12 protein-coding genes are annotated in these 14704 nt (G+C 36.6%); 10 read left to right on the top strand and 2 right to left on the bottom strand.

Annotation, left to right across the window (positions count from 1 at the left end; all coding sequences use genetic code 11):
- The first annotated feature begins 144 nt into the window (after nucleotides 1-144).
- Together GFO_RS00510 and GFO_RS00505 are read left to right on the top strand one after the other, a co-directional pair.
- Nucleotides 145-1518 carry a saccharopine dehydrogenase family protein gene (locus tag GFO_RS00510; protein ID WP_011708030.1) on the top strand — a complete coding sequence of 458 codons (1374 nt, stop codon included), beginning with the start codon at nucleotides 145-147 and terminating at the stop codon, nucleotides 1516-1518.
- 49 nt (nucleotides 1519-1567) lie between these two features.
- Complete coding sequence (locus GFO_RS00505; RefSeq protein WP_011708029.1) at nucleotides 1568-2038, top strand: Lrp/AsnC family transcriptional regulator; 471 nt, start codon at nucleotides 1568-1570, stop codon at nucleotides 2036-2038.
- Between the two features lie 112 nt (nucleotides 2039-2150).
- On the opposite strand, the gene GFO_RS00500 is transcribed toward GFO_RS00505, so the two are convergent.
- Complete coding sequence (locus tag GFO_RS00500) at nucleotides 2151-2843, bottom strand: zinc metallopeptidase (RefSeq protein WP_011708028.1); 693 nt, start codon at nucleotides 2841-2843, stop codon at nucleotides 2151-2153.
- 195 nt (nucleotides 2844-3038) lie between these two features.
- Here GFO_RS00500 and pyrH point away from each other — a divergent pair, with 195 nt between their 5' ends.
- From pyrH to GFO_RS00460, 8 genes are all read left to right on the top strand, one after another.
- Nucleotides 3039-3746: a UMP kinase gene (gene pyrH, locus GFO_RS00495; protein ID WP_011708027.1), complete on the top strand. Its 708-nt coding sequence runs from the start codon at nucleotides 3039-3041 to the stop codon at nucleotides 3744-3746.
- A gap of 26 nt (nucleotides 3747-3772) precedes the next feature.
- A complete protein-coding gene (gene frr / locus GFO_RS00490; RefSeq protein ID WP_011708026.1) occupies nucleotides 3773-4324 on the top strand; it encodes a ribosome recycling factor in 552 nt (183 codons plus the stop codon).
- A 97-nt stretch (nucleotides 4325-4421) separates the two neighbouring features.
- Nucleotides 4422-6881 (top strand): DUF5686 family protein, encoded by a 2460-nt coding sequence (locus tag GFO_RS00485; RefSeq protein ID WP_011708025.1) that lies wholly within the window; start codon nucleotides 4422-4424, stop codon nucleotides 6879-6881.
- A gap of 76 nt (nucleotides 6882-6957) precedes the next feature.
- Nucleotides 6958-9372 carry an efflux RND transporter permease subunit gene (locus tag GFO_RS00480; RefSeq protein ID WP_011708024.1) on the top strand — a complete coding sequence of 805 codons (2415 nt, stop codon included), beginning with the start codon at nucleotides 6958-6960 and terminating at the stop codon, nucleotides 9370-9372.
- A gap of 84 nt (nucleotides 9373-9456) precedes the next feature.
- On the top strand, nucleotides 9457-10899 hold the full coding sequence (gene asnS / locus GFO_RS00475) for an asparagine--tRNA ligase (RefSeq protein WP_011708023.1): 1443 nt from the start codon (nucleotides 9457-9459) through the stop codon (nucleotides 10897-10899).
- 4 nt (nucleotides 10900-10903) lie between these two features.
- Complete coding sequence (locus GFO_RS00470; RefSeq protein ID WP_011708022.1) at nucleotides 10904-11773, top strand: RluA family pseudouridine synthase; 870 nt, start codon at nucleotides 10904-10906, stop codon at nucleotides 11771-11773.
- A gap of 81 nt (nucleotides 11774-11854) precedes the next feature.
- Nucleotides 11855-13318, top strand: coding sequence for an RNA polymerase factor sigma-54 (gene rpoN, locus GFO_RS00465; protein WP_011708021.1), 1464 nt, complete (start codon nucleotides 11855-11857; stop codon nucleotides 13316-13318).
- Complete coding sequence (locus GFO_RS00460) at nucleotides 13318-13950, top strand: hypothetical protein (RefSeq protein ID WP_011708020.1); 633 nt, start codon at nucleotides 13318-13320, stop codon at nucleotides 13948-13950. Before rpoN ends, GFO_RS00460 begins: the two co-directional genes overlap by 1 nt.
- Here the strand turns inward: GFO_RS00460 and GFO_RS00455 are convergent.
- Entirely contained in the window at nucleotides 13919-14635 is a 717-nt protein-coding gene (locus tag GFO_RS00455; RefSeq protein ID WP_011708019.1) for a porin family protein, read from the bottom strand. The genes GFO_RS00460 and GFO_RS00455 overlap by 32 nt on opposite strands.
- Nucleotides 14636-14704 lie beyond the last annotated feature (69 nt).

Raw genomic sequence — 14704 nt, 5'->3', positions numbered from 1 at the left:
ATTGTTTTATAATGGTAGTATGCAATTCTCATAAATTTATCGGTATTTATATCATATTCCGAATTATACTCATTTCATACTTTCAATTTTATTTGACTCAAAGTTTTAATACATTCGTCCAACTACACAAAACTAACTTAATTTATGCGAGAAATTTTAATTGTGGGAGCGGGAAAATCTACTTCTGTTCTCATTAATTACCTGTTAGAACAGGCCGACAAAGAAGATCTTTTTTTAAGAATTGGAGATATCAATATTGAAAATGCAAAAAAAGCCTGCAACAATCATCCAAAGTGCGAAGCTTTCGAACTTGATGTTTTTAAAGCCGAAAGTAGAGAGCCGGCAATTAAGAAAGCTGATATTATTATTTCCATGCTTCCGGCAAGATTTCATATTGAGGTAGCCCAGGATTGTCTGAAATTTGGCAAAAACATGGTGACCGCTTCCTATATAAGTGATCAAATGCAAGAACTTGATGAGGAAGTAAAAGCTAAAGGTCTTGTTTTTATGAATGAGATTGGAGTAGATCCCGGCATAGACCATATGAGTGCTATGCAAGTGATTGATAGAATTCGTGACAAGGGCGGTAAAATTTTATTGTTTGAATCTTTTACCGGCGGACTGGTTGCTCCTGAAAGTGACAACAATCTATGGAACTATAAATTTACATGGAATCCAAGAAATGTGGTTGTCGCAGGTCAGGGTGGTGTTGCCGAATTTATCCAGGAAGGCAAATATAAATATATTCCCTACCAGAGATTGTTCAGAAGAACTGAATTTCTTGAGATCGAAGGCCATGGAAGATTTGAAGGTTACGCCAATAGAAACTCCCTGAAATATCAAAGTATTTATGGATTGGATGATGTATTGACTTTATACAGGGGCACTATTAGAAAGGTTGGTTTTAGCCGTGCCTGGAATATGTTTGTTCAATTGGGAATGACCGATGATTCTTTCTCTATGGAAGATTCTGAAAATATGAGTTATCGTGATTTTATAAACTCTTTCCTTCCGTATTCACCAAGTGATTCTGTGGAATTGAAAGTTCGTCACAATCTAAAGATAGATCAAGATGATATTATGTGGGAAAAATTGATTGAATTAGATCTTTTCAATCCTAATAAGAATATAGGGATCAAAAATGCTACCCCGGCGCAGGCTCTTCAGAAAATACTAATGGATAAGTGGTCATTATCTCATGATGATAAAGACATGATCGTAATGTACCATAAGTTCGGTTACGAATTAAATGGAGAGAGAAAACAGATAGATTCTACCATGGTACACAAAGGAGAAGATCAATCTAAAACTGCAATGGCAAAAACTGTGGGATTGCCGGTGGCAATGGCTACCATTATGATCTTGAATGATGAAATTAAAACTCCCGGAGTTCAACTTCCTATTAGGAAAGAGGTTTATGAACCTCTACTAAGTAAACTTGAGGAATATAATATCAAATTTGAAGAGAAAGAAACAGAATACCTGGGATATAACCCATTTGGAGAGGTAGGCAATTAGAATTGGAAAGCATTTTTCGTATTTTAGCTTATCAACCAAAAAAAATCCTATGAAGATAGTTAATGATAATGTTAAGCTGGATGGAATTGATAAAACTATTCTCAATTTCCTTATGAAAGATGCTAAAAAACCAATTTTAGAGATCGCTAAAAATATCGGAATCACCGGGGCTGCTGTGCATCAGCGTTTACGGAAACTTGAGAAATCAGGATTAATTGAAGGCTCCAAGATGATGCTGGATGCTAGATTACTAGGATATAAGACGATGGCATTTGTGGGCGTTTACCTTGATAAAGCCGTTAGTAATCCCCAGGCAGTAAAACAACTGAGTGAAATACCCGAAGTTATAGAATGTCATTATACCACCGGGAACTGGTCTATATTTTTAAAGATCCTTTGTACCGATAATGAGCATTTAATGCATGTTCTAAATAAGAATATTCAGGCGATAGAAGGGGTTTCAAGAACAGAAACTTTTATTTCTCTAAATCAACAGATCGACAGACAGATCAAGATCTAAATAAAAAAAAGCTGTTTAAAAAGTAGTGAAAACGTCATCCTGAAACAAGTTCAGCTTGACGAAAAAAGTACTTTTTAGACAGCCTTTTCTATTTAATTATTAAGTAAATAAATTAATCCCTTCCCATAAAAATCCCTACAAAGTAAAGCAAGGTTGCCAATGAACCAACCGCAGCAACCACATAGGTTCTGGCTGCCCATTTTAAAGAATCTTCAGCTGCATCATGCTCTGCAGAAGTTAGCATATTCTCGGTTTCCAGCCATGCCAGCGCCCTGTTACTCGCATCGTATTCTACAGGCAAGGTGATAAAACTGAATAGCGTCCCCATTCCATACATAATTATTCCAATAAGCAACACAGTTTGACCTACTCCTACCCCAACCATGGACATAAGAATTAGACCTCCAAAAATGGCCCATTGCGAAAATTTAGAAGCTACACTTACCACCGGCACCAATTTACTTCTCATTTGCAACCAACTATAAGCCTTCGCATGCTGTAAAGCGTGACCACATTCGTGTGCTGCCACTGCTGCGGCTGCGGCATTTCTTTGAGAATACACCCCTTCACTAAGATTTACTGTTTTCTTCGAAGGGTTATAATGATCTGAAAGCATTCCGGGTGTAGAAATTACCTCAACATCTGTAATTCCATTATCACGAAGCATTTTTTCTGCGATCTCTTTTCCGCTCATCCCATTTTGAAGATGAACCTTCGAATATTTCTTAAATTTACTCTTGAGCCTGTTGCTCACAAACATACTTACTAGAAAAATAAGTCCTGCAATTATATAATATCCTAACATGATTTTAAATTTTGTCGGTTTTTCTGAGCTTTAAAGATATCAAAAATCCGGCCATTACATTTGCATGACAGCTTGAATAGTTGCCGGCTCACGTTAATAAATAATTAAAGTCTCTGAATGATTTTCAAAATAGTCGCTTTATATTTCACAAATTCAGATATTAGCTATATTTGCAACGATTATTAAAAAGCAGCTATGCACTACGAAAGAATACTTTTAAAACTATCAGGAGAAGCTTTAATGGGAAACCGCCAATATGGCATTGATCCCGAGCGACTGGCAGAGTATGCCGCAGAAATCAAATCTGTAGTAGATAAAGGTGTTGAGGTAGCGATTGTTATTGGTGGAGGAAACATTTTTAGAGGAGTTGCCGGGGCAAGTCGCGGTATGGATCGTGTTCAGGGTGATCATATGGGAATGCTCGCAACCGTAATAAACGGACTTGCTTTACAAAGCGCCCTTGAAGATGCAAATATTCAAACCAGATTGCAATCTGCTATTAAAATTAATGAAGTAGCAGAACCATTTATTCGTCGCAAAGCGATAAGACATCTGGAAAAAGGAAGAGTGGTAATTTTTGGAGGTGGAACAGGAAATCCATATTTCACAACAGATTCTGCAGCTGTTCTTAGAGCTATTGAAATTAAAGCTGATGTTATTCTAAAAGGTACCCGTGTAGATGGAATTTACACTTCAGATCCTGAAAAAAATAAAGAAGCAACTAAATTCGATTTTATTACATTTGAAGATGTAATTAAAAAAGGCCTGAAAGTTATGGATACAACAGCCTTTACCTTGAGTCAGGAAAACGAATTACCAATTATAGTTTTTGACATGAATAAACCGGGGAACCTTTTAAAGGTTGCAACGGGAGAGCGTGTTGGAACAAAAGTGAACTTATAAACATCAAATTGTAAATCATATTAGAAATGGATGAAGTTGAATTTATTTTAGAAGAAGCAAAGGAAGGAATGGAAAAAGCCATTACGCATCTTAAAAAACAACTTTCAAATATACGTGCAGGAAAAGCCAGTCCAAGTATGCTTGGTAGTGTAATGGTTGAATATTATGGATCTCAAACTCCGCTTCAACAGGTTGCCAATGTAAATACTCCGGATGCGAGAACACTTTCAATCCAACCTTTTGAAAAAAGTTTAATTACTGAAATCGAAAGAGGAATTATGCTGGCAAATCTTGGCTTCAATCCTATGAATAATGGAGAGAGCGTTATTATAAACGTTCCGCCACTTACTGAAGAAAGAAGGAAACAGCTCTCTAAGCAGGCAAAAGCAGAGGCTGAAGATGCCAAAGTTGGCGTTAGAAATGACAGAAAACAGGCGATGCAGGAGCTAAAAAAAGCTGATATTTCTGAAGACTTACTTAAAAGTTCTGAAGATGAAGTTCAGGAACTAACCAATACCTATATCGAAAGAATAGATAAGATTCTCACAGTGAAAGAAACGGAGATTATGACGGTTTAATGATCTTTACAACTCATAAGTATGCCGGTTTCAATCTGAAAAAAACTCAGATTTGATCCGGCATTTTTTATTTTAAGCTTTCTTAATAAGCAATCCCATGCGCTACTCTCTTTTTTTATTTTTCTTCTTTAGTGGCTTCTGCCTCTTTGGACAAAAAACGGTTCCTGGAAGAGTTATAAATAAAGAGACCCGACAAGCTTTGGCCTATGCCAAAATTCAGTCTAAAGAAAATACACAAATACTTACCAATATTGATGGTAGTTTCAAAATTACTCTTTCACAGGAAAATGAAAATATTACAATTTCTTATGTAGGCTTTGAAACTATAAATATTGAAATAAATAAGGATACAAAATATCTGCAAATAGGGATGACCCCAAAGTATGAAAAACTTGAAACGGTCTTAATCTCTAACAAACCCAGTCCTGCCGAAGAACTTATTAAAAGAGCTATTAAGAGACGAGATTCTAACGATCCTGAAAAATTATTGCAGGGTTATAATTATACTTCGTACTCAAAATTTATAATAGATAATGAGTTCAATGGAATTTCGATGCAGGCCGACTCTACTTCCGCAGCTATTGAAACTATTATAAACGAAGGTAGAGGTTATCTTTCAGAAAAAGTTTCAGAGCATTCCTATTCTTCCCAGAATGGAAGAAGGGAAGATGTAATTGGGATTGAAACAGCAGGTTTCGATAAACCGGTTTATAACGTGCTTGCTATGGAAGTAAATCCTTTCTCGCTTTATAAAAAAGATTACGAATTATATGAGACTCAATATGCAGGGCCACTGGCAAATAATGCGCTCCGTAACTACGATTATAAAATATTAGACACTATTGCTTCAGAAAGACCGGCATACATGGTCTATTTTAAACCTAAACGTGAAAAGATCGTAGCAGGGCTTGAAGGTATTCTTTATCTCGATACCGAAAGTCTGGCAATTCAAAAAGCTACAGCGCAACTATTAGGAGCAATTCGGCTGGAAGTTACCCATAACTACAAATATCACCCGGAAAAAGATCTATGGTTTCCCTCAAACCAGACAACGAAAATTAGACCGGGAGCCGGAGGAAAAGAGATTTCTGTATTTGGCGGGACTATTTCTGTAGGTTCCGTTCAAAAAGGAGGAGGCTTACTCAGTAGCATTTTTGGATCAAAGGAAACTTCCGGAGACATTTATTTAAATTCCAGCACCACAAACTATAATATAAATCTTGATTTCACTCCAGAGGTTAAAAAATCTGAGGCGCACATCAATGTGCTAGATGAAGCCATTACTAGAGATAGTAGTTTTTGGCAAAAAAATAGGAAAGTAGACTTCTCATCGCGTGATGAAGCTACTAAACAAAAAGTAGACAGCCTGATAGCCGCAGGCAATGTTGAAAGAAAGATCGAAATAAAAAAAGCATTAGCATCGGGATCATACCCTATTGGCTTTTGGAATTTAGACCTGAGTAAAATCTTTAAGTTCAATAATTATGAAGGGATAAGACTCGGTTTTGGCGGTAGAACTAATGATCGAGTTTCAAATAAATTTAATATCAATGGATATACCACCTACGGATTTAAAGATGAAGTTTTAAAATATGGCATTGGAACCCAGATCTATCTCAACAAAAAAAATGGCACACATCTAAATTTTAATTTTTCCAGAGACATTCGGGAAGTAGGGACTTTTGACTATCTAAAAGGGCAGAATACTTTTTCTATTCTCGAACCAAGATTTGTAAATATTAACTTCTTTTATAATTATCGCAGATATTCCGCCGGACTCGAACATAGGATCACTCCTAAATTAGATACCGAATTAAGATTATCGAAAGAAGATATCTGGCAAATAAAAGATTATAGTTACCTGGAAAATTCTGAAATATTTAGGGATTATGATCTTACTACTGCGACCTTTTCTTTTCTATGGAGACCATTTTCCAAATTTCTAAATACTCCTGAAGAGAATATCATCCTGGAAAAGAACTTTCCTCAATTTACAGGACAGATAGAGCAATCTTTTTCAACACTTGGAGGAGATTTCAATTTTACCCGGCTTGGCTTAAAAGCTGAACATGAAATTAAAAGATTGGATAACTCCAGGACAGAATTTATTCTCGAAGGAAATTATGCTTTCGGGAATATCCCCCTTACACATGCATTTCATTCATATCCCAATAATCCAAATAGAGAAAGTATTTTCAGACGATTTTCAGTAGCCGGGAGAAATAGTTTTGAAACTATGTATTTCAATGAATTTTATAGTACCAGCCAGGCAATGCTCCATGCCCGTCACCAATTGAGGCCGTTTAGAATTTCCGAAAGCTTTCAGCCTGAACTGGTTTTTATTTCAAGACACGCCATTGGAGATTTTGAAGATCCCGAAAAACATCAAAATGTTTCCTTCAACACTTTAGAACATGGATATTCTGAAGCCGGATTAGAACTAAATAAACTTTTAGGAGGCTTTGGACTTAGTGCAGCTTATAGATACGGGGCCTACCACCTACCTACATTTAAAGAAAATTTCTCTTTCAAATTCACTTTGCAACTACAGCTTTAATATTGGGAAGATTAATCTATTAATTACAAACTAATTAACGGAGCTTTTTCTACCTTTGCGGCGCTAAAAAGAAGCCATGCAAAAGATCTTTAGCTTTGGATTCTGGAACTCCATAGCCAGCCTTATTTTAAGAAACAGGATCATAATCATTATCCTTATTGGGGTATCTACATTCCTGCTTTCTACCCAATGGAAGAATATGCAGTTTTCTTTTACGGAAGCTAACCTTATGCCCGATGATCATGAAGTAAACATTAATTACAATGATTTTCTGGATAAGTTTGGTGAAGAAGGAAATCTAATTCTGTTAGGCGTCCAGGATTCTGCCCTGTTTACTCCTGAAAAGTTTAAAGCCTGGAATGAGCTTATCTCTAAACTTACCAAATATCCCGAAGTTGATCATATCATTTCCCCGGCAGACCTTCAGGAACTGAAGAAATTTGAAGATCCCAAGAGATTTGAAATGGTTCCCGTACTGGAAAGTGAAGAACCAGACAGCCTTGAACTTAATAATTTTGAAAATAAGCTGTTTACTGAACTTCCGTTTTATGAGAACCTGGTTTATAGTTCACATTCCAACACCATCCAGTCTGCACTTTACCTCAATAAAGAACTGGTAAACACGAAGGCCAGGAAGATCTTTGTTCTGGAAGAACTGGAACCCTTAATTCAGGAATTTGAAGAAAAACATGAGATCGATGTCCGGGTTTCCGGAATGCCCTATATAAGAACGTTGAATGCTCAAAATATAGTAGACGAAATTGGGCTTTTTATCGTCGCAGCTTTAATTGTGACCTCCCTGATCTTCTTTTTCTTCTTTAGATCTATCAGAGCTACCATCATTTCTATGCTTACGGTATGTATCGGGGTGATGTGGGCCTTCGGGGTAATTGGTCTTTTACATTATGAGATCACTATTCTTACAGCACTTATCCCTCCACTGATTATTGTAATTGGTATTCCTAACTGTATTTTCCTGATCAATAAATATCAGCAGGAAATAAAAAATCACGGAAATCAGGCGAAGTCATTACAACGGGTGATCACTAAAGTTGGTAATGCCACTTTAATGACCAATGTGACTACCGCATCGGGTTTCGCAACCTTTATTTTAACCGATAGTAAACTATTACGTGAATTTGGTGTGGTGGCTTCCATCAATATTCTGGCAATTTTCATTCTTAGTTTATTGATAATCCCGGTTATCTACAGCTATTTAAAACCTCCGAAGGATAGACACTTAAAGCACTTGACAAAAAGATGGATCGGTGGTTTTGTAAACTGGATGGAGAATATGGTTCGCCATCATAGAATCGCGATCTATATCTGCTCTGTATCATTACTTGCCTTAAGTATTGTTGGTATTTACACTATAAAAGTTTCAGGAAGTATTCTTGAAGATATGCCACAGAACACTCAATTCTTCCAGGATGTGAAATTCTTTGAAAGAGAGTTTGACGGCGTGATGCCTTTGGAAATATTTATCGACACAAAAAGACCGAAAGGTGTTTTAAAGCTTTCCAACCTAAAACGAATGGAGGAACTGGAGAATTTTATTCAGAATATTCCAGAACTTTCAAAGCCACTTTCAATAAACCGACTGGTGAAGTATTCTAAACAGGCTTATTATAATGGTAATCCAAAATATTATCAACTCCCCTCTTCTCAGGAGCGTAATTTTATTATGCCATACGCCAAAAGTCTTTCTTCCAATGAAGGGATTATGCAATCTTATATAGATTCCACTGGCCAATATGCCAGAATAACCACCTTTATGAAAGACGTGGGGACCGAGAAAATGGAAGAAATTGAGAATGACCTTTTACCACAGATCAAAAAGATTTTTCCAGAAGAAAGGTATAATATTTCTATAACCGGTAAAGCTTTACTATTTCAGAAAGGGACAAATTATCTGGTTAGAAACCTTATCATCTCCCTTGGCTTAGCCATCATACTAATTGCAGGTCTAATGGCGTGGATGTTTAGAAGTTTTAGAATGATCATCATTTCCCTGGTGCCAAACCTTTTACCCTTATTGGTAACAGCCGGCGTGATGGGATTCCTGGGCGTCCCGATAAAACCATCTACTATTCTGGTATTTAGTATCGCCTTTGGGATTTCCGTAGATGACACAATACATTTCCTGGCGAAATACAGACAGGAGCTAAAAGCCAATAACTGGAAAATAAAACGATCTGTTTACGGAGCTCTGAGAGAAACAGGGGTTAGCATGTTCTATACCTCTATAGTATTGTTTTTTGGGTTTTCAGTATTTATGATTAGCAGCTTTGGCGGAACAGTGGCTCTCGGAGGCTTAGTTTCCGCTACGTTGTTATTTGCCATGCTTGCCAATTTACTTCTGTTACCTTCTTTACTGCTTTCTTTAGAAAAAAGTATTGCTAATAAAGAGGTATTAAAGGAACCGGCAATGAAGATCATCGAAACCGATGAGGATGAGAATAACTATAACTCTGAGAAGCCAAAGAATTAAAGGTTTTGAATTCATTATTAAAAACAGCCTGCTTGCTAAGCTTCAGGCGAAAAACTATATTTGTTTTTTCTAAATTTCAACTAAATGATACAAGCAAAAATCGCTGAAATACTGGAAAGCGATCAGTTTTTACAGGAACACCATGTTAAAGGTTGGGTACGCTCTTTTAGAAGCAATCGATTTATCGCAATTAACGATGGTTCAACTATAAAAAACCTTCAGTGTGTTATCGATTTTGAAAATACCGATGAAGATCTTATTAAAAGAATAAATGTAGGTGCTGCGATTTCTGTAAAAGGCACTTTAAAGGAAAGTCAGGGAAGTCAGCAACGTGTAGAGGTTGACGTGACCGAGCTGAAAATTCTTGGTGATGCAAATCCGGAAGAAGTAAAACTTACCATTCTTTCTCCGAAGAAACATAGCCTGGAGAAGCTTCGGGAACAGGCGCATTTAAGGGTACGTACCAATACATTCGGCGCCGTAATGCGCGTGAGAAGTAAATTATCTTTTGCCGTTCATAAATATTTCCAGGAGAAAAATTTCTACTATGTAAACACCCCCATAATTACAGGGAGTGATGCTGAAGGTGCCGGAGAGATGTTTAGGGTTTCAGCATTAGACATGAAAAATCCTCCAAAAAATGAGGATGGAAGTATTAATTATAAAGAAGATTTCTTCGGAAAAGAGACCAATCTTACTGTTTCCGGGCAGTTAGAAGCGGAAACTTTTGCGCTCGGACTTGGCCAGGTTTATACTTTTGGGCCAACCTTTAGAGCTGAAAATTCAAACACTTCACGTCACCTGGCAGAATTCTGGATGATCGAGCCGGAAGTAGCATTTTGTGATCTTGACCAGAACATGGATCTGGCTGAAGATTTTATAAAATACGTTCTTAGATACGTTATTGAAAATTGTAAAGAAGATTTGGAATTTCTGGCTGAAAGACAGGAAAGCGAAGATAAACTGAAGCCGAAAGCAGAACGTAGCGAAATGACACTTCTTGAGAAGCTAAACTTTGTTTTAGATAATAATTTCAAAAGAGTAAGTTATACAGAAGCTATCGAGATCCTGAAAAACTCCAAACCAAACAAGAAGAAGAAATTCAATTATGTCATTGAAGAATGGGGAGCCGATCTTCAAAGTGAACACGAAAGATTCCTTGTTGAAAAGCATTTTAAATGCCCGGTAATCCTTTTTGATTATCCTGCAAATATTAAGGCTTTCTATATGAGAATGAATGAAGATGGAAAGACTGTAAGAGCAATGGACATCCTTTTCCCTGGAATTGGGGAGATTGTTGGTGGAAGCCAACGTGAAGAACGTTTGGACGTTCTAAAGGAAAAAATGGCCGAGCTGGATATCCCGGAAGAAGAACTTTGGTGGTATCTGGATACCCGTAAGTTTGGAACCTGTGTGCATAGTGGTTTTGGACTTGGTTTTGAAAGACTTGTACAGTTCACTACCGGAATGGGTAATATTAGAGATGTAATTCCTTTTCCACGTACACCACAAAACGCAGAATTTTAATCCATTGAAAATATTAGAATCGCATATAGTTCCTGCAATCTCTGAAAAAATTAGATTGCAGGAATATGCGGTTTCTATCTTCACCTCCATACAAACCCGTAGCAGCCTCAAAAAAGCCATTAAAAAAAGACTGGTTCTTATTAATGGCGAAAAAGCTCAAACCAGTGATTGGATCAAGCCGGGCCAGAAAATTGATCTTTTAAAACCTTTTGCTGAAACTAAAAAGGTCTTTAAACTTAACTTTGAAGTTCTATTTGAAGACGAGCATATTGCCGTGGTCCACAAACCTCCGGGTTTTCCTACCAGCGGAAATTACTTTAAAACCATTGAAAATGCTTTACCGCACAATTTAAGTTCATCCAGCGAGATTGACACACTTCCATACCCATTACCCGCACACAGATTAGACAATCCCACGTCTGGTATTTTGCTTTGTGCAAAAACTAATAGTTCCCTTATTAAGCTTCAGGAGGCATTTGCTCAAAAGCAAATTCAGAAAACATATTACGCGATTGTGTCTGGAGAGATAAAGGAAAAAATAGAAATAGACTCTCCAATAGATCAGAAAATCTCAAAAACAATATTGATTCCCATTGAATTTTATCAGATAGAGAATAAAAATTATACGCTGGTTGAATTAAATCCGCTAACTGGAAGAACACATCAGTTAAGGATACATTTAAGCGAGAATAACACTCCAATAATTGGAGATAATTTGTACGGAAAAGAAGAGACTAATTTGTTAAAAAACAAAAGTATTTACCTGTTTGCCGGTAAAATTTCATTTGATCATCCGTTGTCCAAAAAACTAATGACTTTCCAACTTCAGTTGCCAAAAAAATTCAGGAACCTAGGCTATTACAGGGCGCATTAACAAAATTTTACCACAACATAAGGCGTGCCAAAGTCGAGATAGTTTGTATTTTTCTTATTTTTGTTAGAGAAGCAAGAATATATGCTAAAGCAACAATTAAATTTTAAATTATCTCAAAAGCTCTCTCCGCAGCAGATCCAATTGATGAAACTCATTCAATTGCCAACGCAGGCATTTGAACAGAGAATTAAGGAAGAAATGGAAGAAAATCCGGCATTGGAAGATGGAAAAGAGGAGCGGATTGATGAGTATGACGATATAGGTAATGAAAATTCTGAAGACGATTACGATAATGATAACGAGACAATAGAAACTGAGATTGATGTAGATGAATATCTTAGTGATGATGAAATCCCAAGTTACCGGCTTAATGCCAATAATTACAGCCCGGATGATGATGACAAGCAGGTTCCTTATGCCGCAGGAACTTCGTTTACCCAGCATTTAAAAACACAATTAAGCACTTTTAGGTTTGAAGAAACCGAGCACGAGATCGCAGAATTTCTTGTGGGAAGTGTTGATGAAAGTGGATATATAAGAAGAGCTGTACAGGATATAGTAGATGACCTCGCATTCACTCAGAACATTTATACTGATGAAGCAACCGTTGAGAAAGTACTTGATAAGGTACAACAACTAGATCCGGCAGGGGTGGGCGCAAGAAGTCTTGAAGAATGCCTTCTAATTCAGCTTACCCGGAAAGAATCTACTAAACAGGTAGAATTAGCAAAGGACATCATGGAACGATCTTTTGATCATTTCAGCAAAAAACATTACAAGAAGTTACTATCGAGACATGATATCTCTGAAGATGAACTTCGGGAGGCTATTGAGGTTATTGAGCATTTAAACCCGAAACCAGGTGGAGCCTATTCCGGAAACACAAGAATGGTTGAGCATGTGATTCCAGATTTCACTATAAAAATTGAAGATGGAGAGTTGCAATTAACCCTGAACGGAAGGAATGCTCCTGAAATGCACATTTCCCGGGATTACAATAATATGCTTAAAGGCTATAAAGAATCGAAAGAAAAGACCAAAGCTCAAAAAGACGCGGTTATGTTTATCAAGCAAAAACTTGATGCTGCGAAATGGTTTATAGAGGCTATTAAGCAACGACAGCAGACTTTAATGGTCACCATGAGTTCTATCATGAATTATCAAAAGGAATACTTCCTAACCGGAGATGAGCGTAATTTACGCCCCATGATATTAAAAGATATTGCCGATGAGATTGAGATGGATGTTTCTACCGTTTCCAGAGTCGCAAATTCAAAATACGTGGACACTCCATATGGAACCAAACTCATAAAAGAGTTCTTTTCCGAATCTATGACTAATGACCAGGGGGAAGAAGTATCTACAAGAGAGATCAAAAAGATCCTGGAGATGTCTATTGAAGAGGAAGATAAGCGCAAGCCTTTAACCGATGAAAAATTAGCAAAAGTCTTAAAAGATAAAGGCTATCCAATTGCCCGAAGAACGGTAGCAAAATACAGGGAACAGTTAGATATCTCTGTTGCAAGATTACGCAAAGAAATTTAATGAAAATACTACTTAAGCTTGCCTCCTATTTCTTTCATCCGTTATGGATGCCTTTCCTGGGAAGTCTTTTCTATTTCCTGCTTATTCCGAGGTATTTTCCTGAAGAGATCGTAAAAGCCAAGTTATTGGCCATTGCCATAATTACTATTTTTATCCCTATCGTATTTTACTTTCTGTTGAAAAATCTAGGAAAAGCCAGTAATATTTTTCTTGAAAATGTAAATGAACGAAGATGGCCACTGTTCTTTTTTATTCTTTTAAGTTTTATGGTGCTTCACCAAATTCTTAATATTTATAACTACCCTGGCCTTTATTATTACTTTGTAGGTATTCTAATTTCTTCATTGATCACTTATTTATTAACCTGGTTTAAGCTGAAAGCAAGCTTACATATGGTTGGAATATCTGGTCTACTAATGTTTGTAGTTGGGTTCTGTACTTATTTTCACCTTTATTTTATATACACCATCAGCTTTTTAATTATAGCAACAGGCCTTACAGCTTCGTCGAGACTTTATAACAAAGCACATACTTCCTGGGAACTTTTTCTTGGATTTATTATAGGAGTTGTCCCGCAACTAATAGTTTTTAATTTATGGCTTAGAGAATATAGAATGTCAGACCTATTTTAACTGTTGATAAGTCTATCTTTTCTCCATCTACTGTAGCATCCTTAAAAAAAGGATTTAACGCGTAATAAAATTGAAAATTAAAGGTATTATACCCAAAGGTAAAAGTGGCACCCAATCTAAACCTATTCAATTCTGAAATATCATTTACAATGATTTCCTCATCCCGATCTACATATCTACTTCTAAAATTGTACATATATCCCAATCGCACTCCAGTATAAACCCTCCAGAACTTATAGCTTTCAGGAGTTGAAGTTCTCCATCTAAATTCTATTGGTGCCTCTATTAATTGTGTCGTAAATCTATTGCGGCTATATTCATCTTCATCATCAAGACTCCTAAAATTAGTGGAACCATCTTGATTCTTTTCAATAAATAAATTTTGTCCGTAAGTATTTATAGACCATCCAAGACCAGCTCCTAAGGCAATATTTCTTCTCTCATTTAAAGGAAAATCACGGATAAAACCAAGATTAACTCCTCCTGAAAAACTCTCCTGAGAAATATTCGAAGGTTTGTTAGTGACGAGATTGAAGTGAAATCCAACATAAAATTGATCTTCCCTGTAAAGACTATCAATGGAGAAAGGGATAGTATCCGGTATTTTATCGCGCTCTTCATCCTGTGCCAGGACGAAAAATGGTGCAATAAGGATAATTATTGAAAGAATATTTTTGACAGCCATTGGAAGAATTTAAGATCTAAAGTTTAAATATAAAAAAACATCCTGTCTGGTTTAACCCAAACAGGATGC

Origin of the sequence: Christiangramia forsetii KT0803, from assembly GCF_000060345.1 — a bacterium.
Classification (GTDB): domain Bacteria; phylum Bacteroidota; class Bacteroidia; order Flavobacteriales; family Flavobacteriaceae; genus Christiangramia; species Christiangramia forsetii.
The sequence above is the reverse complement of the archived record's forward strand: the minus strand, read 5'-3'. Positions and strand labels throughout refer to the sequence as shown.